Origin of the sequence: Streptococcus australis, from assembly GCF_003943615.1 — a bacterium.
GTDB classification, from domain to species: domain Bacteria; phylum Bacillota; class Bacilli; order Lactobacillales; family Streptococcaceae; genus Streptococcus; species Streptococcus australis_C.
On sequence record NZ_RJPZ01000002.1, the window covers coordinates 110,780 to 137,339 of the forward strand.

The 26,560-nt window shown below is 42.2% G+C and carries 24 protein-coding genes, 1 tRNA gene and 4 pseudogenes; 4 read left to right on the forward strand and 25 right to left on the reverse strand.

Going from position 1 to position 26,560, the window contains the following annotated elements; translation table 11 throughout:
* Positions 1-5 precede the first annotated feature (5 nt).
* The gene (locus D8785_RS02370) at positions 6-707 is read right to left on the reverse strand and encodes an ABC transporter ATP-binding protein (RefSeq protein ID WP_125374355.1); all 702 of its coding nucleotides are present in this window, start codon (positions 705-707) and stop codon (positions 6-8) included.
* Positions 708-1,253: 546 nt separating this feature from the next.
* On the opposite strand from D8785_RS02370, the gene D8785_RS02375 reads away from it, so the two are divergent.
* Positions 1,254-1,814 carry a TetR/AcrR family transcriptional regulator gene (locus tag D8785_RS02375; protein ID WP_125374356.1) on the forward strand — a complete coding sequence of 187 codons (561 nt, stop codon included), beginning with the start codon at positions 1,254-1,256 and terminating at the stop codon, positions 1,812-1,814.
* Between the two features lie 165 nt (positions 1,815-1,979).
* A complete protein-coding gene (gene nt5e / locus D8785_RS02380) occupies positions 1,980-4,148 on the forward strand; it encodes a cell surface ecto-5'-nucleotidase Nt5e (RefSeq protein ID WP_125374357.1) in 2,169 nt (722 codons plus the stop codon).
* 81 nt (positions 4,149-4,229) lie between these two features.
* Here nt5e and D8785_RS09960 read toward each other — a convergent pair.
* A pseudogene (locus D8785_RS09960) lies at positions 4,230-4,784 on the reverse strand (transposase); the annotation flags it as partial.
* Positions 4,773-4,879, reverse strand: a pseudogene (locus tag D8785_RS09835) (IS30 family transposase); the annotation flags it as partial. The pseudogenes D8785_RS09835 and D8785_RS09960, both read right to left, overlap by 12 nt.
* Before the next feature lie 293 nt (positions 4,880-5,172).
* Here D8785_RS09835 and D8785_RS02390 point away from each other — a divergent pair.
* The gene (locus D8785_RS02390; protein ID WP_048689571.1) at positions 5,173-5,478 is read left to right on the forward strand and encodes a rhodanese-like domain-containing protein; all 306 of its coding nucleotides are present in this window, start codon (positions 5,173-5,175) and stop codon (positions 5,476-5,478) included.
* A 94-nt stretch (positions 5,479-5,572) separates the two neighbouring features.
* Here D8785_RS02390 and D8785_RS02395 read toward each other — a convergent pair whose 3' ends face one another.
* Together D8785_RS02395 and D8785_RS02400 are read right to left on the reverse strand one after the other, a co-directional pair.
* Complete coding sequence (locus D8785_RS02395) at positions 5,573-5,830, reverse strand: metal-sensitive transcriptional regulator (protein ID WP_048689573.1); 258 nt, start codon at positions 5,828-5,830, stop codon at positions 5,573-5,575.
* 86 nt (positions 5,831-5,916) lie between these two features.
* Positions 5,917-6,522 (reverse strand): annotated as a pseudogene (locus tag D8785_RS02400) (VOC family protein); the annotation flags it as partial.
* Between D8785_RS02400 and D8785_RS09965 the strand changes: the two are divergent.
* Positions 6,522-7,028, forward strand: a pseudogene (locus D8785_RS09965) (transposase); the annotation flags it as partial. The pseudogenes D8785_RS02400 and D8785_RS09965 sit on opposite strands and share 1 nt — an antisense overlap.
* Before the next feature lie 99 nt (positions 7,029-7,127).
* Here D8785_RS09965 and D8785_RS02410 read toward each other — a convergent pair.
* The 20 genes from D8785_RS02410 to D8785_RS02510 all read right to left on the reverse strand — a co-directional run bounded on the left by D8785_RS02410 (position 7,128) and on the right by D8785_RS02510 (position 26,446).
* Positions 7,128-7,958 (reverse strand): PrsW family glutamic-type intramembrane protease, encoded by an 831-nt coding sequence (locus D8785_RS02410; protein WP_125374358.1) that lies wholly within the window; start codon positions 7,956-7,958, stop codon positions 7,128-7,130.
* Complete coding sequence (locus D8785_RS02415) at positions 7,951-9,612, reverse strand: C69 family dipeptidase (protein WP_125374359.1); 1,662 nt, start codon at positions 9,610-9,612, stop codon at positions 7,951-7,953. The genes D8785_RS02410 and D8785_RS02415 overlap by 8 nt, the downstream gene beginning before the upstream one ends.
* A gap of 213 nt (positions 9,613-9,825) precedes the next feature.
* Positions 9,826-10,521 (reverse strand): LrgB family protein, encoded by a 696-nt coding sequence (locus D8785_RS02420; protein WP_125374529.1) that lies wholly within the window; start codon positions 10,519-10,521, stop codon positions 9,826-9,828.
* Positions 10,521-10,892: a CidA/LrgA family protein gene (locus tag D8785_RS02425; RefSeq protein WP_125374360.1), complete on the reverse strand. Its 372-nt coding sequence runs from the start codon at positions 10,890-10,892 to the stop codon at positions 10,521-10,523. Before D8785_RS02425 ends, D8785_RS02420 begins: the two co-directional genes overlap by 1 nt.
* Before the next feature lie 131 nt (positions 10,893-11,023).
* Complete coding sequence (gene tehB, locus D8785_RS02430; protein ID WP_125374361.1) at positions 11,024-11,887, reverse strand: SAM-dependent methyltransferase TehB; 864 nt, start codon at positions 11,885-11,887, stop codon at positions 11,024-11,026.
* Between the two features lie 159 nt (positions 11,888-12,046).
* A complete protein-coding gene (locus D8785_RS02435) occupies positions 12,047-13,792 on the reverse strand; it encodes a C69 family dipeptidase (protein ID WP_125374362.1) in 1,746 nt (581 codons plus the stop codon).
* Between the two features lie 184 nt (positions 13,793-13,976).
* Positions 13,977-14,444: an SsrA-binding protein SmpB gene (gene smpB / locus D8785_RS02440; RefSeq protein ID WP_006595871.1), complete on the reverse strand. Its 468-nt coding sequence runs from the start codon at positions 14,442-14,444 to the stop codon at positions 13,977-13,979.
* The gene (gene rnr / locus D8785_RS02445) at positions 14,407-16,764 is read right to left on the reverse strand and encodes a ribonuclease R (protein WP_125374363.1); all 2,358 of its coding nucleotides are present in this window, start codon (positions 16,762-16,764) and stop codon (positions 14,407-14,409) included. The genes smpB and rnr overlap by 38 nt, the downstream gene beginning before the upstream one ends.
* Positions 16,765-16,890: 126 nt before the next feature.
* The gene (secG, locus tag D8785_RS02450) at positions 16,891-17,124 is read right to left on the reverse strand and encodes a preprotein translocase subunit SecG (RefSeq protein ID WP_006595869.1); all 234 of its coding nucleotides are present in this window, start codon (positions 17,122-17,124) and stop codon (positions 16,891-16,893) included.
* Between the two features lie 43 nt (positions 17,125-17,167).
* Positions 17,168-17,317, reverse strand: a complete 150-nt coding sequence (gene rpmG / locus D8785_RS02455) for a 50S ribosomal protein L33 (protein ID WP_081453577.1) — start codon at positions 17,315-17,317, stop codon at positions 17,168-17,170.
* Positions 17,307-18,506, reverse strand: a complete 1,200-nt coding sequence (locus tag D8785_RS02460; RefSeq protein WP_312023832.1) for a multidrug efflux MFS transporter — start codon at positions 18,504-18,506, stop codon at positions 17,307-17,309. The genes rpmG and D8785_RS02460 overlap by 11 nt, the downstream gene beginning before the upstream one ends.
* Positions 18,507-18,522: 16 nt before the next feature.
* Positions 18,523-19,119, reverse strand: a complete 597-nt coding sequence (gene coaE / locus D8785_RS02465) for a dephospho-CoA kinase (protein WP_125374365.1) — start codon at positions 19,117-19,119, stop codon at positions 18,523-18,525.
* Complete coding sequence (gene mutM / locus D8785_RS02470; RefSeq protein WP_125374366.1) at positions 19,120-19,944, reverse strand: DNA-formamidopyrimidine glycosylase; 825 nt, start codon at positions 19,942-19,944, stop codon at positions 19,120-19,122.
* A 45-nt stretch (positions 19,945-19,989) separates the two neighbouring features.
* Positions 19,990-20,889 (reverse strand): GTPase Era, encoded by a 900-nt coding sequence (gene era, locus D8785_RS02475; RefSeq protein ID WP_125374367.1) that lies wholly within the window; start codon positions 20,887-20,889, stop codon positions 19,990-19,992.
* A gap of 29 nt (positions 20,890-20,918) precedes the next feature.
* On the reverse strand, positions 20,919-21,317 hold the full coding sequence (locus D8785_RS02480; protein WP_117744521.1) for a diacylglycerol kinase family protein: 399 nt from the start codon (positions 21,315-21,317) through the stop codon (positions 20,919-20,921).
* Positions 21,298-21,795: an rRNA maturation RNase YbeY gene (gene ybeY, locus D8785_RS02485; RefSeq protein ID WP_023027110.1), complete on the reverse strand. Its 498-nt coding sequence runs from the start codon at positions 21,793-21,795 to the stop codon at positions 21,298-21,300. Before ybeY ends, D8785_RS02480 begins: the two co-directional genes overlap by 20 nt.
* 91 nt (positions 21,796-21,886) lie before the next feature.
* Positions 21,887-23,623: an ABC transporter ATP-binding protein gene (locus tag D8785_RS02490; protein ID WP_125374368.1), complete on the reverse strand. Its 1,737-nt coding sequence runs from the start codon at positions 23,621-23,623 to the stop codon at positions 21,887-21,889.
* A gap of 1 nt (position 23,624) precedes the next feature.
* Positions 23,625-25,349, reverse strand: coding sequence for an ABC transporter ATP-binding protein (locus D8785_RS02495; protein ID WP_125374369.1), 1,725 nt, complete (start codon positions 25,347-25,349; stop codon positions 23,625-23,627).
* A gap of 404 nt (positions 25,350-25,753) precedes the next feature.
* A tRNA-Thr gene (locus tag D8785_RS02505) sits at positions 25,754-25,826 on the reverse strand.
* A gap of 50 nt (positions 25,827-25,876) precedes the next feature.
* A complete protein-coding gene (locus tag D8785_RS02510; protein WP_125374370.1) occupies positions 25,877-26,446 on the reverse strand; it encodes a GNAT family N-acetyltransferase in 570 nt (189 codons plus the stop codon).
* Between the last annotated feature and the right edge of the window lie 114 nt (positions 26,447-26,560).

Consider the following 26,560-nt stretch of genomic DNA (forward strand, 5'->3'; position numbering starts at 1 on the left):
CCTCCCTAATACTCTAGGCTATCGATATCTAGTGGAGTGTTATGGATGGTCACCGATTTTACTTGGGCATCATGCATCTGAATGACACGATCGGCTATTGGTTCTAAAGAAGCATTATGGGTAACGATAATCACTGTTGCCCCTTTTTTACGAGACATGTCCTGAAGAATCTTTAAAACCTGTTTACCGGTTTGGTAGTCTAAAGCCCCTGTTGGTTCATCACAAAGGAGAATCTTAGGGTTCTTAGCCACTGCGCGCGCAATGGCTACCCGTTGTTGTTCCCCACCAGATAGCTGGGCTGGGAAGTTGTTCAAACGCTCCCCCAATCCAACCTCTCTCAAGACTTGTTCAGGGTCTAAGGCATCAGAAACAATTTCAGAAGCCAGCTCAACATTTTCCTTGGCTGTCAAATTAGGGATGAGATTATAAAACTGGAAGACAAAGCCAACATCATTTCTGCGATAATCCGTTCGTTGGTGCGATGAGAAGCTTGAGACGGCTTTCCCATCCACTAGTACCTCCCCTTCATCATTGGTATCCATACCTCCCAAAATATTGAGGACTGTTGATTTTCCCGCGCCTGATGCCCCCAAAATGATGACCAATTCGCCTTTCTCAATTTCAAAAGTAACATCTTTATTGGCAAAGATGTGCGTCTCACCTGTTTGATAGCACTTGTAACTATGTTTCACCTCAATATAAGCCATATCTCTTCACCCACTTAAACACAAGTTCTTATCTTTATTATAGTCCTTTTTCACCGGAAGACCAAGGATAATCAATCTATGAAAAAGACTAAAATTCCTGGAATGAACAAGCTCTTGACAATCATAAACTTATGGAGAAATCTGGACTAAAAACTAATACTTTTCTATGCAAAAATAGACAATGAATACGCTTGATCTTATCTAGTTCAAGAGAGAGAATTCTCCAAGCATCATCTGACCTCCTTTTCTTAGTTTGTGATATAATAACAAATATATTCGAATTATTTAATTGGTTTAGATAACTGATATTTCAAGTTTTTTCTTGTTTTTTTATATAATAGCCCCTTTGAAAGTAGATCTGGGAAAAAATGTTATAATCTTTCCAAAATGGCTTTCACAGTATAAGAACAAGACCCGATTTTAAGCCATTTAGGCTTATAGAATGATACTATAATTTTATTCTGTTGATGAATAAAATTGATTTCTGTATAATATGATGATTAGTGAACAATTTTTCATACCAAACTACATGATAAAGGAGGAACTATGACCCGAAACAAGAGAAAAACGAATTCTAAAAATGCTATCCGAAGTGCCCTATCACGCCTGCTTCTTGAACAATCACTTGAAAGTCTTACCATTAGCCAATTAACAAAGGAAGCTGGCATTAATCGAGGTACCTTCTACCTCCATTATGTAGACAAACAAGATATGTTCAACCAGCTAAAATCTGAACTGTTAGGCGAGTTGGGAAAACTATTCGCTACAAGCACCGTCAATCGAGCAAATTTTCTTGCCTCCCTTCAATATATTCAAGATAATTATGACTTTATTTACGCCTTGATGCAGATGGATTACCAAGAGTTTCATTTTCTAATGAAAAATTTCACCCTGCAACTGCTTGACGATACTCCCCACGCCAAAGACCATTTGGTTAATAAATTCCAAGTTCCTTATAAGTATGCTGTTGAGATCTTTGCAGCTACGATTGAAGCAGTGATCACGAAATGGTTGTCAACTGGTGCAAAAGAAGAGCCAATCGAAATCGCAACTGTCATATTAAGTGTTACTGACTTTACCACTTGGAACCAACCTATAACTGAATAAGAAAATAAGAAAACGAAAGTTTTCTTTTTTTATGGATAAGGCAAACTAGCTGAAATATCAACTCTCACACAAGATTATTTGCCCAAGTGTCAGCAAACGTTTTCCTTTTCTTTCCTTTTTAGCTATAATATTTAGTACGGAATAAAATAGAAAAGAGGACCGTTTATGAAAAAGAAGAAACTTCTTTTACCGATCTTATTGATTGCTCCTGCCTTCCTAGCTTCTCAGGTAGCTGCAGATGAGCAAACAGCTCCTGAAACTAGCCTTGAAGTAGCTCCTGCTTCAACAAATACTACAGATGCTGCTAGTCCTTCTTCAACAGAAGCCAGTCCAGCTACTTCAGAAGGTGCTACAGAGAGTTCAGCTGAGCTACCTGAAGCTAATATCATACATACCAACGACGTTCATGGTCGGATCGTCGAAGAAAAGGGTGTGATTGGTGATGCTAAATTAGCTGCAGTCATCGATGAAGAACGGGCGAAAAATCCATCTACTTTAGTCGTAGATGCTGGAGATGCCTTCCAAGGACTACCGATTTCAAATAGTTCCAAAGGTGAAGAACGAGCTAAAATTTTGAACGAAATTGGCTACGATGCCATGGCAGTCGGAAACCATGAGTTCGATTTTGGTTTGGATGAGGCTAAGAAATACAAAGAAATCTTGAACTTCCCACTTCTTAGTTCCAACACCTACATCAACGGTGCTCGCTTATTTGAAGCTTCCACCATTGTCGATAAAGATAAGAATGTTGTTGGGGATGAGTTTGTCGTCATCGGAGTGACAACGCCTGAAACAGCTACTAAAACCCACCCTAAGAATGTCCAAGGTGTTACTTTCACAGATCCTATTTCAGAAGTAAACAAGGTCATTGATGAGATTGAAGCACGCGCTACTGCTGAGGGCAAGACTTACAAAAACTACGTTGTCCTTGCTCACTTAGGTGTGGATACAACCACTCCAATCGAATGGCGAGGCTCTACTTTAGCTGAGGAACTTTCTAAAAATGCAAAACTGAAAGGTAAACGCGTCACCGTTATTGACGGGCATTCCCATACTGTTCAATCAACCACTTACGGAGACAACGTAACCTATAACCAAACCGGTAGCTACCTGAACAATATCGGTAAAATCACCTACCAGGCCAACCAATTGCTTGGAAATCCTCAACAAATTTCAGCAGCTTCAACTAAAAATGTAGTGCCAAATGCCAAAGTAGCTGCTATGGTCCAAAAGATCAAAGAACAATACGATGCTGAGAATGCTAAAGTCGTTCGTGACAATAGTCCTGTAGAACTAAATGGTCAACGCGAAAATGTCCGTGTCCGCGAGACCAACCTTGGAAATGTCGTAGCGGATGCCCTCTACGAATACGGACAAACCGGATTTAGTCATAAGACTGACCTCGCTGTAACCAACGGTGGCGGCTTGCGCGAAACCATTGCCAAAGACAAGCCAATCACCAAAGGAAGCGTCATTGCTGTTCTTCCATTTGGGAATACCATTTCTCAAATTAAAGTAACTGGTCAGAATATTGCTGATATGTTTGCTAAATCTCTTGGATCCATTTTACAAGAAAAAGATGGCAAAACCGTTCTTGACGAAAACGGTCAACCCCTTCTTGAACCAAGCGGTGGCTTCCTCCAAGTCTCTGGAGCAAAGGTTTATTACGATACAACCCTACCAGCTGAAAAACGCGTCCTCTATATCGAAATTAAAAACCCAGAAACTGGTCAATATGAACCGCTCAACCTTGCTAAAGATTATTACTTGACTACTAATGACTTCTTAGCAGCAGGTGGGGATGGCTACACCATGTTAGGTGGAGCTCGTGAGGAAGGTCCTTCCATGGACGTTGCCTTTGCAGATTACCTTGCTAAGGCAGATCTCACAGCCTATGCAACCATCAATCCAAATTCTCGTACCATTTCTATTTCTGCTAGCAAAGATACAGATGGAGATGGTGTGGCAGATATTGAGGAAATCAAACAAGGAACAGATCCTGCTAATCCAAAGTCCTACCCAGGAAGCAATAACCAACCAGTTATCCCATCTACCGGTAAAATGGATCAAACATATATTCCAGCTCTAGTTGGTACGAATTCTCCTAATCAACTAGCTAGCCAAACAAAGAATACTTTTACATCTGCTAAGGACGATACACAGATCAAAGCCAACAACCATCACCTGTCCTTCACCTCAGCAAAAACATTTAAACCAGCAGCTGCAAGCCTACCAGAAACAGGAACAGCCGGCTCTCCTGCTATCTATATGCTCGCTCTGTTGACATCCATCCTAGCCTTCTTTGGTCTTAAGAAAAAAGAAGAAAACGAATAGTCACTGTAAAAAATAGTCTGGGACAACATTGTTCTCAGCCACAAAAAAGCTAGAGATTTCCAATTATGGACCTCTAGCTTTTTAATTTTGAGTAGTTTTCTTATTGTATTTGAGGTGATTATTGGCCATGAGTACTAATCCCATGTCATTTTTTACCTGACGCTTGGATTTCTTTTACTTTTAAGAGCTGATACCTCTCATTCACATAGAGCCCCTTTTATGGAGCCAATTCAGCTTGTTCTGCCTTATAAACCATATTTTCCTGTCTAAAACCTGTTGTGCTATGCCTATGTTTGAGGTGATCAAACTGCTATACCCAACTCTCTGGATGGGTGTAGGTATCAGTTATTTCATCGTAAGTCCAATTATCCAAATTCCTATCAGATTCTTTGTATTTTTCTTCTGTTCCTTGTCAAAAAGACTATATTTAATAAAATGCTCAATACCCATCCTATCCAAGGTAAGAAGAATCTCCACGCTACCGTATCCCGCATCGGCGACAGCTCTTTTTAACTCATGTGGATAGGTTTCTAAAAATGGCAACAGCGTTCTGGTATCTGTTGGATTTTGATAGATGTCATCGTGAAGGACGAACTGATTTTCAGTAGCGATTTGTAGGTTGTAAGCAGGTTTGAGTCCTACGCTTAAATAAGCTTCAATTTCCCTCGTTCAGCTTCAGATAAGTGCTTGTAGGATTGATTTGTGGTAGGATAATTAGCAGACATGTTCATCTTCCTTTATACTGTTTTTCGCAACTCTAGTATATCAGATGAACATGTCTTTTGTGTTGCACTTCATTTTACAACAGGGCATGTGGTCTGTTTTCAGAAAAGGTAATTTTCTAGACAAGTAGTTGTTGAATAAATAAGACAGGTTCTATTCATTAACCCATCAACCAACTCTTTAGTTTGTAAGTTGGCATCTTGTATACTGAAAAAGAAACAATACTAATCAATTCAACTTACTTGACAAAAGCGTTGCTTAGTGGTTTAATATACCCCATAAGGGTATATCGGAGGTGCCTATGTTTCACTTATTTACAAAAATTGATAGTATTTCTACCAGCGAATTAGAAGCTAAACTCAAGGAACCAATTCAGCTACTGGATGTGCGGACGCCTACGGAATTCCGTAGAGGCCATATCAAAAACGCCAAGAATGTTCCTCTAACCGAAATCGGAGCTTACACACCTGCGACAAATGAAACACTTTATGTCATTTGTCATTCCGGTGTTCGAAGCAAGATGGCTGCTAAAAAGCTCAAGAAAAAAGGCTATGATGTTATCAACGTCCGAGGTGGTATGAGCGCTTGGCCTGGTGATGTTGAATAAATAAAAATCAAAAAGAGCAATTGGTCTAATTTCAAGAAAACCAACTGCTCTTTTAATCATTTGTTCACTATTTAAGAGAAACGTATGTTTTTTATTACTTGCGTTTAATCAAGTATTTAACCGCCTTTTCCAATCTTTCCTTCTGTGCTTGAGGATCCTCTAAAGGGTCGTTAATACAAGTTGTTAAATTCTCCGTTATCATCAGTTCAATAATACGATCAACACTGGACCGCACTGCTGTTAATTGAGTAATGATATCAATACAATCACGCTCTTCCTCCATCATTTTTTGAATACCTCGCAATTGACCTTCTGAGCGTTTGAGGCGTGTAATGTACTTTGATCTTGTCATATCTTTATCCTAAAACGATTTTTCTACATTATATCTCTAATACAGTCCTTTGTCAAAAGGAGCACTTATCTTAAAGACAAAGACTTCTAGTTCTCCACTCTGACTCTCGTTATAATTCCATCTTTATCTGTAATCGAGAATTCAGAAAGAGAAATCCAGTGGGTTCTAGCCTTGTTTCTCTGAGCTTGCGTAAGCAAATTGACCAAAAACTCTTTATTCTCAACTTCAACCAAATAGTAGGCAAGACCTACCATTCCATTCTCACGAGGAGCTAAGTTTTTACCACCCCATTCATTTACTGCTAGATGATGGTGATAATTCCCTGATGCTATCCAACTGACATGTGGAATCGTGAATTTATCCTCAAGACCTAGAGACTCTTGATAAAATGCACATGCCTCTCGGCTATTTTTAACAGATAGGTAAACATGGCCCATGCGAGTGCCTTCTGCGATCACAAAAGGATCAAGTTCTTTGCCTAATTCATAGATATCTTGCGCAGACAGCTCTTCTGTGATCCCAGTAATTCGACCATCCTCACGAATATCCCACTCGTTCACAGGCTTGTCTCTGTTGAGTTCAATGCCATTGCTCTCTAAATCTTCTAGATAGACAGCTTCACTATAGCCATGATCAGCTCCGCCAACTAGTGGAACCTTTAGGTCTAACAAGCGTTTAAAAATATTTGCCAGATCTTATCAACTTGGATAGGATGGGTATTGAGCATTTGATTAAATAAAGTCTTTTTGACAAGGAACAGAAGAAAAAATACAAAGAATCTGATAGGAATTTGGATAATTGGACTTACGATGAAACAACAGATACCTACACCCATCCAGAGAGTTGGGTATAGCAGTTTGATCACCTCAAACACAACCATACCACAACAGATTTTAGACAGGAAATTAGGGTTTATAAGGCAGAACAAGCTGACTTGGCTTCACAAAAGGGGCTCTATGTGAATGAGAGGTATAAGCTCCTAAAAGTAAAAGAAAGCCAAGCGCTTTTATCTGTCGAAGGAAGTCACATCTTTGCCCAACGCAAGGTTGATGTGGAACCTGTCTTTGGGCAGACAAAGGCTTGTTTGGGTTACAAGAGATGTAATCTAAGAGGCAAATGACAGGTTAAAATTGACATGGGATTGGTTCTCATGGCCAATAACCTCCTCAAATACAATAAGAGAATGACTCAAAATTAAAAAGCTAGAGTTCCACAATTGGAAATCTCTAGCTTTTTTGTGACTGAGAACAATGTTGTCCCAGACTATTTTTTATTTCCTGACTACCAAATCCATCTCTTACTGTTTCTTTAAAAGGGTTAGATTTGGTTTTTTATAAGCAAAGAGAACCACCTCAATAAAGGTTCCAACTTGGAAGGCAAAGAGCAAACCTACCAAAATATTGATCCGATGATCTGTTTCATAGAATGGGGAGTTCCATAAGAAGTGATTCGCTACCGTGGAAACCACACACCAGAGACCAAAGAGCTTTTCTTTTTGTTTGGTGCTCTGAGATAAGATGAGAAAGACTCCAACAGATACAACAGCCGTATAGACTGCATGAGATGCTAAGCCACCAGAAATGCGGTTCACTGCCTCCGTCACTGCTGAGAGGTCTCCCGATCGTGTTTGTCGCGCCACATAACCAAGATCTTCAATGATTTGGAAACCAAGACCAGATCCAAAGCCGGCAATTAAAATCGATTTGAGATCTTTACGACCCAAAATCAAGAGAATCCAGAAGGCCACTAGAGCTTTAAAAAATTCTTCAGCAAATGGGGCTGTCAAAGCATCTGTCCATTTATTAAAGGTACTAACATCCTGAATGAGATGACTATTGAAATGGTCAATTAAGCTGTTCCCTGAAAAACTAAGCCAGCCAGCAACAAAAGCACCACCAAACATGGTAGCCCACAATACAAGCAGGGGAACCTCAAATCTTTTTGCAAGTCCTTTAATAAAGAGATAAAGAGGAACGACAATCACTGTTAAAACGAGCAGGTTTAAAACCAAATCTCTCCCTGCTACTTGGCTAAACTCTTGTTGAGAGAGAAAACCTAGCTCAAACTCCATACCAATCCCTGCTAAGACCAGAAATAGGAAGAGCAATATTCGTTGAAACTTATTCATCCTTCTTACCTCCCTTTGCTTTCTTTGATTTAATGAAGAAAACTCCTACTCCGATCACTGTCACAAGGGCTAGGCCAATCGTGATAATGAAGTCATAGTCAAATGGTACCAAATTGATCTCTTCTTCTTGGTTTGCATCTTCTTCATCCGTTAAATCGTCAATGGCACCTTGTCCATATTGAGCAATCACCTTTTCTTCTGCTTCTTGACGAATTTCTTGTAGACGATCAAAGGTCTTTTGCGCACGAGCCATGCTCGTTTCTGTCGCTTTCAGACTCGCCTGCTCTGGCTGTGAAGCGAGGGCAATTTGTTCTTGGTCACTGATTTCTTGCTCAGCCATCCATTGAGATTCTAAGCGTTCCATTTCGGTACGGATTGCTCCATCTCCAAATAAATCAGGATATTTAGCAACTAAATCATTGATCCGAGACATAGTCCAATACCAAGATTGGGGATTATAGGCTGTTCCTAATTCTTGATAAGCTTGATAAGTATTGGTGATGTTTCCATAGTATGGAAGATATGGGGCATTTCGTGGGCTTCCCATCGCTAACCACATGGTTCCCCCACCAGCACTATCAGGAACATTGTCCTTTAGTTGGAAAATATGGGCTTCCATAACATTCGGGTTCGAAATCGGGTATTTATAGACTTCATCAAACTTCCCTTTTTCTGGGATCCCTTTTCCATCCAGTTCCATTTGATCTTGTGGTTTGAAGTCTGTTCCTTCTAAGCGATTGCGTTGGAGATTCATCGCATCTCGTAGCGTCAATTTCCGATCCGTTGTATGCATCAAGTCAAAATAGTCGTCATCATAGTTCACATCTGCATCTGGATCCAGTGATTTAATACCAGACCAAACACGAGAACGGTCCGCCTCATGCAAAGGGGGATTGTAGGATTGAGATACATGGAATTGGCCATCGATTTCTTTATAGGATCCTGCATCACGGGCAACTTTTTCAACATCCTTGGAGGCAATCGTCCGTTCTGTATTTGTAAAATCTACATGTCCTAAGAAGAAGGTATTGGGGAAGACAGCATAGCGATCTTCTGGGAAGAGAATAGCTACATACTGGTGACCAGAAAGAATCTCCATGTACCAGATTCCTTCCTTGTCCGCAATCGTCACAATATTACCTTCTGCCGCCCCTTTTTCTTCCACAATTTTTGCAATTAGCTCGACTCCTTCACGAGCCGTTTTTACACTCGGAAGAACAACACTAGTGAGAGCAGACTCAGCCAAGCCGTCTTTTACATAAGGATCGACCTTTTGAATCTTGTCATTTGCAGAAGCTGAGACAGTCGCTGAAATGGACACTCCATGCTCATTAAAACCAGCTTCATCAAATACACCCTGTTCTGGTGTCACATCTGGGACAGCTGTATATTTATAACTTACTTCTGGGAGCTCATACTTAAAGCCATTGGTGGCATCTTCAAAGACATCCCCTTTCTTGTTATAAGTTCGTTCTCGCACCACAAAGTTCTTATTGTGGTTCGGTTCTAAGTCCTCTGTACGTCCGTACAAAGCATTCCCATCTGCTGTTAATTTTTTTCCGATGATAAAACCTGTACAGGCCTCTACCGGTTGGGCAAAGAGGAAGAGAGCAGTGATCAAGCCCAAGGCTGATCGAGCATAACGTTTCTTCATATTGAACTCCTTTAACTGGATATTAACCGTATAACCTCTTTTAGTATACCTTTTGACCCAAGGTTTAGCAAGCGCTTACAACAACTGTAACCAATTAGTAATCTATCTGAAAATTATTTGATCTTCAAATTATCAGTTGCCTTCTCTATCTAACTGCACAATTAAAAAAACTCGGAACTTCTTCCGAGCTTTTTCTGAACACTATCATCCTTTTTAGGAAAGAATTAGGCTCGCCACAAGGGGACTTACAAAGACGTAGAAAACGCCAGTTATTCCAATTGCCAAGCCTCCCATAGCTCCTGCTACTTGACCATACTGAAAGGCTGTGCCAGTACCCACCGCATGACCTGTCCCTCCAAGAGCCAAACCAATGGCAACAGGATCCTCTACTTTTAGGAATTTAAGAATAGTCGGCCCCAAGACACTGGTTAGAATCCCTGTTGCCACAACGACGACCAAAGTAATTGTGGTAATCCCTTGCATTTTCTCAGCAATCCCTACTGCCATAGCTGTTGTTACAGACTTAGGAAAGAGGGAAATAGCTAGAAAGTACTTCATTCCAAATAGCTTAGCCAAGACAGCTGTGAAAACTGTGTTGACCACTACTGCTAGAAAGCTACTAAGAAGAATACTCTTGGCATGGTGCTTCATCAAATGAAAACTCTTATACAAGGGAATCCCTAGAACAACCGTTGAGGGGACAATCAAATTGCTGAGGTAGGTTCCTCCAACATTGTAGGCCTTATAGGAAATCCCTGTCAGCTTTAAGAAGGCGATAACCAACACCGTCGCCACTAAGAGAGGGGTCGTGATGGGATGAGGGAAGCGACGAAAAATCATCATCCCAATTAGATAGGCAAAGACCGACAAAGAAATCCCAAAGAGAGGATTAGACCATAAAGTTTCCATCATCTCTTTCCTCCTTCATAATCCCCCTCATACCTGGTCTTGATAAATCCAACAACAAGCGCAATGAGACTAACATTGATGATGATAGCTCCCAGAATCATCAACACGATGGGAAATAAATAAGGCTGGATGACATCAAACTTATCCATAATCCCAACCGCTGGAGGTAAAAATAAAATGGTCATATTAGCTAACAGAAAAGATCCGACTAGATTTACATGGCGGATACGAAGCCATTTCAACTGCAAACAAAGAAATAGGATCAATAAACCAATAATACTTCCTGGAATCGGCAAATGAAAGAGTGTCGATATCCCTTCCCCGATTAAAGAAATGGTAAAAATAATCATCAGTTGAACATAGAGTTTCACGCGCTTCACCTCAAAATTCTTAAAAGATACATTAACAGTCTACTCCTTTTCTGTAAAAAATCAAGTAATTTCAGAAAGTTTTCAGATACATAAAAACAAGGAAGACTTCTAGGGTCTCCTTGTCTAACTAATTATTTCTTTTTCTTTGCCAACATCGTCGCAAAACGCAAGGCAATCCGATTGCCATCTTCATCACGTCGATGAAGATGACCTGGATTCTCATTGTATTTAATAAGTTCCCAATCTTTGTAGTAGTCTGCAAGTTCGCCTTCTTTAAAAGTAAAGGAGAAAGGAACCTGGCAAGGATAGTCCTCTGTATCCATGGCACAAACAATTAAGTTATAGCCACCAGGATTGGTCTGGTCTTGCATATTTTGGATAATAGCTGGAATGCGGTCTGCTTGTAAGAACATGAGGACGACTGTTGAGACAATCAAGTCATAGGTTTGAGTCAGGGCTGCTGAGTTAATATCATAGAGTCCCACCGTCATTTCCAAATCTTCTTGTTCCACAATACTTTGTAGGATTTCCAGAGCCAATTCATTTTGATCGACCGCCGTCACTTCAAAGCCTTGTTGGGCTAAAAATAGGGCATTACGTCCTTGCCCACATCCCAAGTCCAGGGCCTTCCCTGGAGAAAGGAACTGCATAGCTTCTAGAACCTCTGAATGAACCGGGTTGCTATTATATTTTTTGGGGAAATAATCTTTAGGTTCACAGTAAAATTCCAAGAACCATTCCACATCATCTGTAAGGGCCTCCACACGGTGCCAAGCTTGCGGTTGTGCCATCGGGTTATCCGCACCTGCCTCAAAAACATGGCTAGCTACTTCTTCCCCATCTTCCGTCAGCTCAACAAACTTGAGTTTTCCTTTTAGGACTGTAATCTTTCCCCAAGTACCTACTTTGGTATTGTGTTTTCTTTGGACTGCTTCAGGCATGGTATCCTTGGTCCACAAAGGCATCCGTTTATAGGCAATTAATTTTTCAGGCATCCGTTTCTTCTCCTTCTTTCTATCTATCCCTATCATACAAAAATTGCATGCAAATAACAATAAAAAGAGTGGAATTACAAGCTCCTTTTCTGAAGACTTCTATTCCACTCTCTTAGAATCCAGTTGAGGCAGGATGCTGATTTAACAGTCTCTGTCTACTTATTCTTCATTTTCATTCTTTTTTGATTTTTTAAAGTAGAAACCTGCCAAGCCAAATCCTGCAAGAGCCAAAACTCCTAAGACGGCAGATAAACTGCTGTTTGAATCACTTGCCTTGCTAGATGATTGACTAGAAGCTGTTTCTTCCTTCTTATCAGTTTCTTTCGATGCATCTTTTTCAGCTTGAGCTGCTGCTACCAGATTGGCCTTGTTATAGCCGTCATATACAAAGTCTGCTTCCAAACCTTTTTCTGTACGAATCTTATCTTCCATCTCGCTTTCAACTTGCTTGATTTGTTTGAAGATCGTTTCCGCACGTTTAAGTGAGTCACTTGTTACTTCATCTGCAGTAGCTTTCGCTTGGTCATCAGTGAGTCCACTATATTTTTGATCCAAAGCTGCTTGTTCTTTGATCCAGCCTTTTTCCAATTCTTTCCACTTCTCTTGGATGCTGTTGCCAAAGAGGTCTGGGTATTTCATGACCATTTGGTCAATATGCCAAACAGCCCAATACCAAGAAGTTGGATCGTATTTGGCAGAGCGAACTTTGAATGGTGCATAGGTATCGTTGACAATACCATAGAATGGCACATAAGGCGTGTTCCGGCTTTGAGCGAGACCTAACCAAACGACACCACCAAATGGAGTCGGCAAGTCCTTCTTAATTTGGTAGACGTGGGCGTTAATGACGTTTTCATTTCCCAAAGCATATTTGTATTTATTGGTATCGACTTCTTTACCTGGTTCCACCAAGTCATCTGGTGTGTATTGTTTAAGGTGTTCGAACCGGTTCCGTTGTTCAGCGAAAACATCTTCTAGACTATACTTTTTAGAAGGATCCGTTGGTTTGCGCAAGAGGTCAAAGTGCTTATCATCATATTTGATGTCCGCCTTCGGATCCATCAAGGTAATCCCTGCATAGGTCCGTGAGCGGTTGCGTTCGGTATATTCATCTGGACCATAAGAGTCTGCAATATGGAAGTTACCATCTTTATCAGTCTTGTAGTGGTCTGCCTTTTTAGCAACTGCTTCCACATCTTTCGAAGCAATGACGTTGTCCTTGTCCTTGAAATCCACATGTCCTAGATAGTAGGTATTGGCAAAGATGGCATAGCGGTCTTGAGGGAATTTAATGGCTACATATTGGTGACCAGAGAGGATTTCCATGTACCAGAGTTCATTCTTATCTGCTACGACAATGATGTTTCCTTCGGCAGATCCTTTTTCATCAAGTACCTTAGCAACCAACTCAATTCCTTCACGAGCTGTTTTGGCACGTGGAAGAACCAAGTCTACCATAGCAGCTTCAGCCAAGCCATTTTTCACAAGTGGATCTGCTTCCAAAATCTTATCGTGTGGGGTTGCAGATACGGTAGAAGTCATGGAAACGCCCGCTTCGTTAAAGCCATGTGCTCCGAAGTTCCCGTTGGAACCATCTCCATGGGCTGCATCATAAGTTGCGGTATATTTCATTTCATGACTCAAGTGAGGATAAGCAAAGCCGTTGGATTCGTCCTCCAACATATCCCCATCCTTATAGTCTTTGGCAGGTACCACTTCATAGGTTTTATTGTGGCGACCACCATCGGGCGCATAAGGATAGTCTTCAGTCCGCCCAAAGAGCATGGAACCATCAGTCGTGAGTTCTTTCCCAACAATGAAGGCTGAGCAGGCCTGCGCAACTTGAACTGGAATCAAGGCAAAGACCATCAAAGCAATCATCAGTTTGACCAGTAGTTTTCTCATAGTCGATCTCCTTTATGACTACAAAAGAGGCTAGAAAATCAATTTCAAGCCGACGAAAAACAACTATACCAACGCTACCTTCAGTATACCCCTATCCAGATAAAAATGCAAGCGGTTTCAAGAAGAGAAATTTAAAAATAGGAACAGTTTTCAGCCCTTGCTTCAGCTGTTCCTATTTCTTACTTTAACGCGTATTGTATTGTTTCATGACACGAGCAATGTCACGATTTTGTTCCCGCCGTTTGATGGATTCACGTTTGTCATAATCGTGCTTCCCTTTGGCTAAGCCTAACAAGAGCTTAGCATAACCATCCTTAAGGTAAACCTTAAGGGGAACTAGAGTCATCCCAGTCCCTTTAGTTTCCTGCTCCAGTTTTTGAATCTGTTTCTTATGCAGCAAGAGTTTGCGACGGCGTTCTGGGTCTTGATTCCAGATATTGCCTTCCTCATAGGGAGCAATATGAACATTGCTGAGCCAGACTTCCCCATTTTTGACTTGGGCAAATCCATCCTTGAGGTTGATACGAGCTGCTCGAACACTCTTGATTTCTGTACCAGTGAGGACCATTCCTGCTTCAATGGTATCAACAATTGTATAATCGTGGCTTGCTTTCTTATTTTGTGCGACGACCTTTCCCTCGCCCTTTGCCATGCTTAGCTCCTTTCTTAGCTACTTCCTTGTAAAAAGGTTTCTTACTCTTTTTCTTCTTGTCTTTTGGTGAATGCTTGCGCTTGTTCTCTCTAAAGCCTCCTTGCTTTCGTTCTTCTTTCTTAGAAGAAGGGTGCTTAGAGTGTCCATTTCGATCTTTACGGCCCGATGCTTTAGTGACTTTTTCAATCAAATCCAGCTCACTTGGGATATACGAAAAATCAATCTCACCAGTCATCTTATCCGCTCTTTCGACCCTGATTCGGATCTCCTGACCGACACGGAAAGTGACGCCTGATTTTTCCCCGCGCAAGGTCAAATCGCGCTCGTTAAAATGATAAAAACCAGGTAAGGTGGTGATGTGGATCAAACCTTCTACAGTATTTGGCAATTCAACAAAGAGACCAAACTTGACGACACTGGACACCAGAGCATCGTACTCTTCGCCAACATAGTCCTCCATGTACTCTGCCTTCTTCATGGCTTCTACTTCCCGTTCCGCATCAATGGCGCGGCGTTCCCGACTAGAGGATTGGCTAGCAATATCTGGAATGACCTGTTCAAAATGGCTAGCCACTTCAGAATCTTTTCCATACTCTCGCACCATGCGGTGGACTAATAAGTCTGGATACCGGCGAATCGGACTGGTGAAGTGAGTATAGAACTCAGCTGCTAGCCCATAGTGTCCGTGGTTGTGCTCGGAATAACGCGCTTGCTGCATGGAACGAAGCAACATCATAGACAAGACATCAGCATAGGGTTCCCCTTCTACCTTCTTCATGATGTCCTGCAAGGTTTCCTGACTCATGGAATTAGCTGTCCCATAAATTGGAAGGCCAAAACTAGAAGCATAATCGATAAACTTTTGCACCTTCTCTGCTTTGGGTTCTTCGTGAATCCGGTAAATAAAGGGAAGTTTTCGTTTGGCAAAATGCTCAGCTACTGTCTCATTGGCGATCAGCATGAAGGATTCAATCATCCGTTCTGCAACCCCACGTTGGCGCAAGACGATGTCTACTGGTTTTCCTTGAGGATTGACCAGGATTTTTGCTTCATTGGTATCAAAGTTCAGGGCTCCTCGTTTTTCCCGCATTCCTTCTAAGATCTGATGAAGACCAACCATGGCTTCGATACTTGGGACAATGGCTTGGTATTCCTCACGCTTCTCCTGGTCTCCAGCAATGATCTCATTGACATCGCTATAGGTCATACGGAAAGTCGTTTTAATGACAGTTTGGGTGATCTGGTAACGAAGTACCCGACCACGCTGGTCAATCTCCATAATGGCTGATTGGGTCAAGCGATCCACTTGAGGATTTAGGGAACAAATCCCATTGGAAAGTCGCTCAGGTAACATGGGCACGACCCGGTCTGTCACATAGACAGAGGTTGCCCGGTTGAGGGCTTCCTTGTCCAAGGCCGAACCTTCGGTCACATAATAAGAGACATCAGCTATGTGAACGCCAAGCTCAAAATTCCCACCTTCCAAACGCTTGATGTGAACCGCATCATCCAAGTCCTTGGCATCGGCACCATCAATGGTAAAGATGATTTCATCTCGAAGATCCAAACGTCCCTCCATATCCTTCTCACTAGGCTGGTCTGGGATGCTTTCTGCTTCTTTGAGGACTGCTTCTGGAAATTCTGAGACGATATCCATAGACTCTAAAACTTCCAAGACATCGATCCCAGGATCTGTCACATGCCCAACCACATCTTGTACTGAGGCAACAAAGTAATTGTGCTTCCGACTTGGATACTGTTCAATAGCTACCTTGAGAACTTCCGTTCCCTCTAATTGTAGGGCAGGTTTTTTCACGTAGATGCGTTGGCTAATCTTTTGATTCTTTGAAAGGATGTAGCCTGCATATTTGGGTTTTTCCTCATCCAAAACAATCTGGCCGACAACTGTTTGGAGACTATGCTCCAAGACATCAATGATTTTCCCCTCTGCCGCTGTCCCCTTTTGCCGATCGGCTACCTTGGTGATCACAACCTCAACTGTATCTCCATCAATGGCGTGGTTGACATCATTTCGTCCAATAAAGAGATCCTCTTCTTCCCCCTCTAAGCTGACAAAACCAAAGCCACTTTTATGAGCATGAAAAATCCCTTTCACAGTAATGGTCCCTTTTGGTTTAGCATCAAGGAGACTTAAAAAGCCATTTTCTTCAAAGGTTAGTTGACGACGTCGCTCCATTAGCGAAATGGTCTTAATCAGTTCACGAAAACCTTTGGCATCTGTACTCCCAATGGCTTGTGCCAATTGATCAACCTGAGCTTTTCCCTTCTGTTTTAAATAATCAATAATTTTACTTTTCATATCTTGCGCTGGATAGCCAGCCTCCTTTATTTACTTTCTTTTAGAGAGATTTCTTTACAAGTGACAATCTCCCCATCAAACGACTCATAGATGAAAAAATAGGCAAAGACAATGTCTAAGCCTATCTTATTTACTGGATAATACCATTAAAATCATCGCAATGAGTAACCAAAGGAAAATCATTACTCCTGTAAGTCGTTGCATCACTGCTTCGAATCCACGAGCTTTTGAACGTTCGAACAAATCATTTGAACTTGCATCGAATACGTTGCTAGATTGATTTTTAGTTGGTTGCATGAAGATAGCAATAATAATTAATACAGATAGTACCAATAAAATAGTAATCAACGGTTTAGTCATAATTAAAAAACTCCTTAAAATCTTACCTATTTTACCATAAAAATCATTTCGTTTCAAGATGTAATGTCACTTTTCTCTCTTTGGGACAATACTTCAAAACTTCAATTTTTTCCGGGTGGGTCTTCATATTTTTGCTTGTCAAATAATTCTGACTGCCACAACTCGTGCAGGTTAGTTGTACTTTAATGCGCACTGATTTCTCTCACTTTCAAATACTTTCTAAAGATGAATAAAAGGAAGGCTAAATCTGTAAAAGCTAGAATAGCAGTCCCATAGAATACCCAATGGTAATTGACATGCATGGCGATACTAGAGCCCATCACGGGACCAAGAACTCCCCCTACATAAAAGAAGAGTTGATTGTAACTAAAAATCCGAGAGATCCCTTCTTTGGGAGTCATACGGTTTAAGAGGGCGGTCACACCTGGCATCAAGGCCCCTGTTCCAATACCAAATAAGAATCGAAGAAGACCTAATTGAAAAGGGGTCTGAGCAAGGGCACAGAAGATATAGAGGATCCCACTATAGAGAAGGGCCAAGAGCAAAAGGCGGTGATTGCCAATTCTATCTCCTAGCTTACCCATCCAACCGGAAGTGAGGATACTGGAAATCCCCATCGCTGATACAATCAAGCCGGAAACAAAGATAATATTGTTACTCTGGCCTAACTCCCGCACATACAAAGGAAGAATGGGAGAAATAGACTGGCCAATCATCTGGATGGTCATACTGGTCAAAAAGAGACCTAGTAAAATGTCCTTATGCTGGATAGAAGCCAGTAAAGTCCAGCTTGAAATGTGCTCCTCCTTCGAAATTTGTTGGTAGTCTTCCTCAATGCCCCACCAGGTCAAAACAGAGACGAGAAAGAGGAAAAAACCAACGAGGAGAAAGACATTACGCATTCCAAATTGCTCTGCAATCAATCCCCCCAACAGGGGTCCCATCAAGGTACCTGCAATGGTTCCTGTCGATAAGGTCCCTAAAGCATACCCAGATTGATTCTTTGGCACCTGACTAGCAATGAGTGCCGTGCTGTTAGGAACAAAGCCTGAAAAGACACCATTTAATAAGCGTAGGAGCAATAACCAAAAGACGGAGGGGACAAAAGCGATTCCTCCCATGGTCAAGGTCATGGCAATCGAGGCTCTCAGCATCATGGGTTTACGACCATAGCGATCTGCCAAGCTCCCCCAGATTGGGGCCATCAGGGCAGATGTCAAGGAGGAGGAGGCAACAGCAATCCCTGCATAAAAAGGAACGGCCGGACTTCTCACTCCCAACTCCTCCACAAATAGGGCCATAAATGGGACCACCAATGAAAGACTGGCCCCTACAAAAAAACAACCAATCCATGCAATGAAAAGATTTCTACGCCATTTTATTTCCTGTGAAATAAGATCATCTTCTTTCTATTTGTTCTATAGCCCTATCGATTTGCTGATAGAGGTGATCACGCTTGCTATTGTTATCGATCACGAGATCGACAAAAGCTTTTTTCTCCTCCAGAGACATCTGGGCCGCCAAACGATCACGGGCCTGAACCTCTGTCAAAGCATTTCTTTCCATCAATCGTTGCAACTGGGTATCTTCCGTCACATAGACCAGCCAGACTTGGTCAAACCAGTCCTGATAGTCTTGCTCAAGCAACAAGGGGATATCCATGAAAAAAATCTCTTCTGATACTGCCAGTCGTTCCCGTTCTCGCTCCAGAGCTTTGCGTATAATGCTCCCTTGTATTCGATTTGACCAGGCGATCTCTTTTTGGCTTGAAAAGATGCGTTCAGCCAGTGCTGGACGATTCAAGTCTCCAGTATCTAGGAGGATTTCTGTCCCAAAATGCTCTACCAAGGCTTGATAGAGTTCTCCACCTGGTGCCTGTAGGTCATGGACCACTCGATCAGCATCGATGACTGAATAGCCTTTTTCACTCAGATAGGAGGTGACAGTAGACTTTCCTGAAGCAATCCCTCCTGTTAATCCAATGATTCTCGCCATCTAGTTCTCCTTTTGGCAGTGGGGACAAAAATGGGTTCCGCGTCCCCCCAGCTGGATTTTTTCAATCGGTGTTCCACAGCGGAGACAAGGCTTACCTGTCTTTCCATAGACTTGATGTTCTTCCTGCATAGTGCCATCTTCTCCAAAAGCATTGCTGTAGGAACGAATGGTGGAGCCACCTTTCTCCACAGCCTGAGCTAGTACGGCAATTGTTTCTTTGCGAATGGCTCTGGCTTCTGTAGCAGTCAAGCTTTGCCCCAAACGGGCTGGATGAACCTTGGCTCGATAGAGCACCTCGTCCACATAGATATTGCCCAGACCAGCCACTAATTTTTGATCCAAAAGGTCTGATTTAATGGGCTTCTTTGATTTTTTAAGAGCTGCTTGGAAGGCTGGTCCTTTAAATTCCGCTTCCGTCGGCTCAGGACCAATTTTTTTATTCAAAAAATAGCTGTCTACAAGCTCAGGGACTAAGACTTCCATGGTCCCAAACTTACGGACATCTTCATAGACCAAGGTACTACCATCTGTAAAGTGAAAGAAGACATGGGCGTGCTTGCGGAGAGGGACCTCGTCTGGATAAAAGAAATACTTGCCTTCCATCCGCAAATGGGAGATCAAAACCAAATCCGTCAGATAAAACAAGAGGTATTTCCCACGACGCCCCATGGATCGAATCTCTTGACCTGGAAGATCTTGACGAAAAGCATCCAAATCTGTCTGAATCATCTTAGGATACTTTACTTCCACGGATTGGATGGTTTTCCCTAGAATTAATTTCTCAAGACCACGTCGGACGGTCTCAACTTCTGGTAACTCGGGCATAGAACTCCTTTCAAAAACAAGAAGCAGGCTTCTGCCCACCTCTTCTTAATATTCTTTTTCGTTGTATCCGAAATCGGCAAGGTCTAATTTCTTATCTCGCCAATTTTTCTTAACCTTGACCCAGGTTTCTAGGAAGACTTTGTCCCCCAGCATCAGTTCAATATCCTTACGCGCAAGGGTTCCAATCTTCTTGAGCATGGCACCGCCTTTTCCGATGATAATCCCTTTTTGGCTATCACGTTCCACCATGATGGTCGCACGGATATGGACTTTATCGGTTTCCTCATCCCGCTTCATAGAATCTACGACTACTGCAACAGAATGGGGAATTTCTTCCCGCGTCAAGTGCAAGACCTTTTCACGAATCATTTCAGAGACCAAGAAACGCTCTGGGTGGTCGGTAATCTGATCAGCAGGAAAATATTGGAAACCTTCTTCTAAGTTTTCGCTCAAAATATCAATCAAATGCGAAACATTATTTCCTTGCAGGGCTGAAATCGGCACAATTTCCTTGAAGTCCATTTGACTACGGAAATCATCGATTTGCGCCAAGAGTTGGTCTGGGTGTACCTTGTCGATCTTATTCACCACAAGGATAACGGACACCTTGGCAGCCTTGAGACGTTCGATAATCATATCGTCACCCTTCCCACGTGGTTCATCTGCCGGCACCATAAAGAGAACCGTATCGACTTCCCGAAGGGTACTATAGGCCGACTCTACCATGAAGTCTCCAAGGGCTGTCTTGGGTTTGTGAATCCCTGGCGTATCGATAAAGACAATCTGTTCCTTATCGGTCGTGTAGATTCCCATAATCTTGTTGCGCGTTGTCTGCGCCTTATCACTCATGATAGCAATTTTTTGCCCCATGACGTGGTTCAAAAAAGTTGACTTCCCCACATTGGGACGTCCTAAAATAGCTACAAAGCCTGATTTAAATGTCATAGTTTCCTTTCATGAGGGAAATATCCCCCTTATCCAAATACTAGAGCCCATAATTTGGGAACAAATATCATGAGACCCGTCACCAAGGCAAAGCCCGAAATAACGAGAACTGCTCCTGCCGCCATATCCTTGGCGTTTTTGGCCAGCATGGAGAAGTGGTAATCACTCGCCAAATCCACTACATTTTCAAGAGCAGAATTCATGATTTCAAAGGCAATGACCAAAGAAACACTTAAGAGTAGAAAGAGCCACTCTGTTGCTGAAATGCCAAAAAGAAAGCCTGCAACAATCGCTAAGATAGCTGAAAGAGCATGCTTGCGCATATTTCGTTCTTCTTTAAAGGCTGTAAAAATCCCTGTTAAAGCAAATTCAAGACTGGCAATCAGTTCTCGATTTTTCCATTTTCGTTTATTGTCTTGTGAGTCCATAGGCTGTCAAAATCTCTTCCTGTAAGCCAAACATTTCCTTCTCTTCTTCCGGAGTGTAGTGATCATAACCGTTGATATGAAGGAAGCCATGCACTGCTAAGAAGCCCATCTCGCGCTCAAAGCTATGGCCATACTCAGCTGCTTGCTCACGCGCCTTATCTACAGAAATAAAGAGCTCTCCAATATAGGTATCAAACTCGGCCATCATTTCTGCCAATTCTGGGTGGTCTTCTAAATCTTCTTCTGAAAAAGCAATGTCCATCTCTGGTTTGTATTCCAGACTAATCACATCCGTTGGGCGATCCGTATCACGGTATTCCAAGTTCAATTCATGGCTGCGTTCGTTGGTTACAAAGGTTACTGCCATTTCCTTGTCTTCTTTGCCCAATTTTTTTGCAGCAAATTCTAAAATTTCCTGGGTTTGTTTGATTATTTCTTGAGAGACTTGACCGGTCTCATCAACCATTTCAATATACATCTTGGATCACCTCACTATCATTTCAATTATAGCATAAAAATAGCGTATATACTAGAATACACGCTACTTTTACTATTTGAAGAATACCCTTTTATTCAACCGTCTGTTGGATGGCATGCATCTGGGCATAAATGCCACCATAGGCAATTAAGTCTGCATGTTGCCCACGTTCGACAATACGTCCTTCTGATAGGACCAAGATCTGATCCGCATCTTGAATGGTCGATAAGCGGTGGGCAATGATAAAGGTGGTCCGACCTTTCTGTAGGACTGCCATGGCCTGTTGAATAATCTCCTCTGTCTCCGTATCAATGTGGGAGGTCGCTTCATCCAGAATCAAAATTTTCGGATTCATATAGAGGGTTCGAGCAAAGGAAATCAATTGACGCTCCCCACTTGAGAAGGCGGAGCCCTTTTCAACCACTGGATGGTCGATTCCCTTTTCCAGCCTTTCTATCATAGGTAGGGCACCGACTTGTTTTAGAACATCCAAGACGCGATCACGATCGATATCTATTTGACTCATGGCCACATTGCTAGCAATAGTCCCAGAGAAAAGATAGGGATCCTGTAAGACAATTCCCATGTGGGACCGCAGACTCTCTCTAGAGAAATGGCGAATGTCCTGGCCGTCGATCCGAATCTCTCCCTCCTGCGGATCATAAAAACGATAAAGCAAGTTCATGATAGAGGATTTGCCCGAACCTGTATGACCCACAAGGGCGATGGTTTCCCCGGGACTAGCCTGAAAAGCAATATCCCTTAGGACTGGCTTGCCCTCTTCATAGGCAAAAGTGACTTGATCAAACTCCACAGCCGCCTTGTCAATTTTGATCTCTGCTCTTGTATCTGCCTCTATCTTTTCATCTAGGAAAGTCAAGACCCGCTGTCCTGTTTCCAGAGAGCGTCTAATATCCGGAAGACGACGAATCAAGTTGGCCATGAGATCAAAAAGCTGAATGACATAATTGAGATTGATAAACAAGAAACCAGCAGTCATCCCCAAATTTCCCCCAAGATAGGATAGACCTGCAATGGTTAATATTCCTGCAATGACGATGTATTTCAAGAATTCTGTCAGGGTCCAAGAGGCAATGGAGTCTGCTAAAACTAGACGATCATTGGCCACGGTCATCTTCTCTGTCGTTTGGTCAAACTCATCAATCACGCGCTCTTCTTGTCCATAGAGTTGGATCATACTAGCTCCATGAAGCAGTTCATTTACCTGGGTATTAATCTCACTTCTGGAATCAAAAAAGTCTTTCATAGGCTTGTCTGTCATATGCTTATACAAGGACTGAATCCCGTAAAAGATAGGAAAAATCAAGCATAAGAGGAGACCCATTATGGGATTGATATAAAAGAGAACCCCCATGATAAAGGAGAAACGCATCAAATGAATCACCAAATACATACAGGAATTATAAAATTGGGTCCGTAAGGTCTCTGTATCATTCACAATGCGGGTTGCAATTTTCCCTGCTGGCTTATCATCAAAGTAGGAAATCGGTAGTTGCTGCATCACGAGGAAGGCTTGGTCTCGTAGCTGCGCAGTTACCTTATTGCCTCCATGAATCAAAACCCTATTTCCTATATAACTGACGATCTGGCCCACTGCCAAAACAATCAGATAGAGCCCCCCCATAGGATAGAGTGCTCCTAACTCTCCTCCCTGACTCAAGGCTGTCAAGGGACCATCAATCATCTTTTGCAGAATAAACGGAGACAGATCTGACAAAATCGTTGCCAGCAAAAGACAGATGAAACCAAGCCCAAAAATACCAGGAAAAAGCGATAGTTTTTGTAATAGTCGTTTTAAAATACCCATCTTATTCTCCTTCCTGTCTTTGTTGCCGTTGGTATTGTTCATAATACCAACCTTCTTGAGCCAGTAAATCACTAGCTGTTCCTTCTTCCACAATCCGTCCTTGATCTAAAACAAGGATCCAATCCGCCTGATGGACAGCTGAGAGTCTGTGAGAGACAATCAAGGTTGTCTTTCCTTGTCGCTCTTTTTGAATCGTTTCGATAATGGCCTGTTCCGTCTTGGCATCTACTGCGGATAAGGAATCATCCAAGAGGAGCAACTGGGCATCACGTAAAAAGGCACGTGCCAGAGAAATCCGCTGCTTCTGTCCTCCCGATACGGATACTCCCTTTTCTCCAATCAGAGTGTCCAGACCATCCGACATCCGTTCTAAATCATCTGCGAAGGCTGCCTGAGCGATCGCATCCATGATGTCCTCTTGACTAGCTCCCTTCTTACCAAGGGAAATATTTTCTAGAATAGACTTAGAAAATAGAATGTGTTCCTGAGAGACGTAACCAATTTTTTCTTCAATAGAACGTCTCACGTAACGAGCAACAGCTTGCCCATTGATGGTAAAGGTCCCTTGTCCAAGTGGGTATTGCCGTAGGAATTGACGGACCAAGCTTGTCTTTCCGGCTCCTGTCCGGCCCACAATCCCGATGGTTTGCCCTTTTTTAAACCGCAAAGAAATCTGCGAAAGGCTCTCCTTCTCCGCCATGGGATAGGTAAAAGAATAGTCGTCAAAAACCACCTCATCAAGTTCCTCTAGCCAGTCTTCACCATCCCTTTCCAAGTCATCATCCTCTTCGACCAATTCTGACAATTTTTTATGGGAGGTCTTGGCGGTTTGATAGACCAGGATAAAATCGGCTAGCATCCACATCGGCTCAATCAAGGCTACTAGATACAATTCCAGGCCTAGTAGTTGACCCAAGCTAATCTGTCCAGTTTTCAAGAAGTGACCCCCACAGACCAAAAGAAGGACAGTAGAAACCCCAATAAAGAAGAGGGCAAAGGGACCAAAGGCATTTTGAATAGAGGCAATCTTATCCCCGGTCTTAGCCAAACTTTCTGTCCGTTCTTGAAATTGTCGAACTTGACGCTCCTTTCGGCTATAGGCCCGCATGACCCGAATTCCTTCGATAGATTCTAAAACTTCATCATTCAAGTGGGCCACCGCATCACGGTTTTCATCCACATAGATTTCTTCCTTTTTCCCTAAGAGATAGGTTGATAAAACCAGAAAACTCATTGGAATGAAAGAAATCAGACTCAACTGCCAGGATATCAAAAACATAGCTGGAATGATAAAGAGAAACAAACCTCCCCCATAAAGGACAATTAGCATCCCATAGCCAACCATCCCCATCATTCCGTCTACATCAGTGGTAAAACGAGTCAAGATATCCCCTGAACGAAACTTTTCATAGAAGGGGCGCCTCATGGCTACGAGCTTGCGAAAAGCTTGACCCTGTATTTTGGCCTTGTAATGGACCGAAGCTTGAAACAGCTTCAAATGCCAGTAGTAGGCGGAAATGTAATTTAAAAAAGTGGCTCCTAACAAGAGACCAATATCTCTTGCAAAACTTGACTGGGTCAAGGTCTGCTTACTCAGCTGGTCGACCAGTCGTTGAATGACTTGAGTCGGTATTAAAATCGTATAATCATAAATCACTAGGACCACAGCGATACTGAGATACAGCCACTTATGTTCCCAGATGTACTTCCATAAGGCTCCTATCATCTTCTCCCCTTTCAATTTGGCACAGAAAAAACCCAAGCAAGGAGCTGAGAGCGTGCTCAGTCCACACTTGGGCCTTCTGATGCCTATCACCAATTCAGTTAAGGCAGGCAAAAATGCATACAAAAAACCCAAGACAGACTCCTCCACCTTGGGTTTCATTCATTTTTTAAATCGAACTCAACTGAGATTGGAGAAGTTGTGTATTTAATTGTGTCATCAAAACATTTCCTTTGTTCATGATGGTTTTCTCCTTTCTCTTTGTTGCTATAACTTTACCACTTATTTCCATGCTTGTCAACGTTTTTTTGAAAATTGTTGAAAAAGAGTCTACCAATAGACTCCCTGTTAGAAGATAGGACACAAAAAAGAAGCCTAAATCCTCTCTAAGCTTCTCTCTTCTACTATGCTAGTTGCCGGGATTGAACCGGCGACCTCATCCTTACCATGGATGCGCTCTACCGACTGAGCTAAACCAGCAGTACCTATCTACTATATCATGGAGATAGGCCTTTTGTCAATATCCTGACTCATTTTTCTGCCAAATATTCTTCCTTCGTGAGGACATAATGGACTCTCGTCACCATTCGCCCTTTTTCATGCGGGTCTAGCATCGCATAAGCTTCTTCGTGGGAAAATTGCATCCCTGCTTTGGCCATCACCCGTCCAGAAGCTGGGTTTTCCTTATCATGAACGGCAATGAGCTTGTTCATCCCTAACTGTTCAAAAGCTAGAGCAATCACTGTCTTGGTAGCTTCTGTCGCAAGACCTTGGTTCCAATAGTCTTTATTCAGAACATAGCCGATACTCCCCTTCTTCAGAGAAAGATCCAAATCCAGTAAATCAATCGTCCCGATAAATTTTCCATTTTCTTTGAGCTCGATCCCCCATCTTCCAAGTGGGCTAGCTAGGTAAAAGAGGGCGATGTTATTCCGCGTCTCTTCAAGACTGTGATTGGTTGTAAAAGTATAGCGCGTAACGGCTTCATCAGAAGCGTATTCAAACATAGCCGGTGCATCCTCAAGAGTAACCGGACGCAAACGTAAACGCTCTGTTTCCATTTCACGATAAGCCGCTAACTTCACATATAAATTTTCCATTTAACACTCCTTCATTAGGGATTAGTTTAGCAGAAAACATAAAGGAAGGCAATCTAAAATTTTTTCTTGATTTTTAACTAGCTTTTATATAAAATAAAACCATTCGGTTAGAAA

Bases quoted from the DNA above. Each gene is read 5' to 3' on its own strand.
- D8785_RS02370 (WP_125374355.1), bottom strand. From the start codon at position 707: ATGGCTTATATTGAGGTGAAACATAGTTACAAGTGCTATCAAACAGGT.
- D8785_RS02375 (WP_125374356.1), top strand. From the start codon at position 1,254: ATGACCCGAAACAAGAGAAAAACGAATTCTAAAAATGCTATCCGAAGT.
- nt5e (WP_125374357.1), top strand. From the start codon at position 1,980: ATGAAAAAGAAGAAACTTCTTTTACCGATCTTATTGATTGCTCCTGCC.
- D8785_RS02390 (WP_048689571.1), top strand. From the start codon at position 5,173: ATGTTTCACTTATTTACAAAAATTGATAGTATTTCTACCAGCGAATTA.
- D8785_RS02395 (WP_048689573.1), bottom strand. From the start codon at position 5,830: ATGACAAGATCAAAGTACATTACACGCCTCAAACGCTCAGAAGGTCAA.
- D8785_RS02410 (WP_125374358.1), bottom strand. From the start codon at position 7,958: ATGAATAAGTTTCAACGAATATTGCTCTTCCTATTTCTGGTCTTAGCA.
- D8785_RS02415 (WP_125374359.1), bottom strand. From the start codon at position 9,612: ATGAAGAAACGTTATGCTCGATCAGCCTTGGGCTTGATCACTGCTCTC.
- D8785_RS02420 (WP_125374529.1), bottom strand. From the start codon at position 10,521: ATGGAAACTTTATGGTCTAATCCTCTCTTTGGGATTTCTTTGTCGGTC.
- tehB (WP_125374361.1), bottom strand. From the start codon at position 11,887: ATGCCTGAAAAATTAATTGCCTATAAACGGATGCCTTTGTGGACCAAG.
- D8785_RS02435 (WP_125374362.1), bottom strand. From the start codon at position 13,792: ATGAGAAAACTACTGGTCAAACTGATGATTGCTTTGATGGTCTTTGCC.
- smpB (WP_006595871.1), bottom strand. From the start codon at position 14,444: ATGGCAAAGGGCGAGGGAAAGGTCGTCGCACAAAATAAGAAAGCAAGC.
- rnr (WP_125374363.1), bottom strand. From the start codon at position 16,764: ATGAAAAGTAAAATTATTGATTATTTAAAACAGAAGGGAAAAGCTCAG.
- secG (WP_006595869.1), bottom strand. From the start codon at position 17,124: ATGACTAAACCGTTGATTACTATTTTATTGGTACTATCTGTATTAATT.
- coaE (WP_125374365.1), bottom strand. From the start codon at position 19,119: ATGGCGAGAATCATTGGATTAACAGGAGGGATTGCTTCAGGAAAGTCT.
- mutM (WP_125374366.1), bottom strand. From the start codon at position 19,944: ATGCCCGAGTTACCAGAAGTTGAGACCGTCCGACGTGGTCTTGAGAAA.
- era (WP_125374367.1), bottom strand. From the start codon at position 20,889: ATGACATTTAAATCAGGCTTTGTAGCTATTTTAGGACGTCCCAATGTG.
- D8785_RS02480 (WP_117744521.1), bottom strand. From the start codon at position 21,317: ATGGACTCACAAGACAATAAACGAAAATGGAAAAATCGAGAACTGATT.
- ybeY (WP_023027110.1), bottom strand. From the start codon at position 21,795: ATGTATATTGAAATGGTTGATGAGACCGGTCAAGTCTCTCAAGAAATA.
- D8785_RS02490 (WP_125374368.1), bottom strand. From the start codon at position 23,623: ATGGGTATTTTAAAACGACTATTACAAAAACTATCGCTTTTTCCTGGT.
- D8785_RS02495 (WP_125374369.1), bottom strand. From the start codon at position 25,349: ATGATAGGAGCCTTATGGAAGTACATCTGGGAACATAAGTGGCTGTAT.
- D8785_RS02510 (WP_125374370.1), bottom strand. From the start codon at position 26,446: ATGGAAAATTTATATGTGAAGTTAGCGGCTTATCGTGAAATGGAAACA.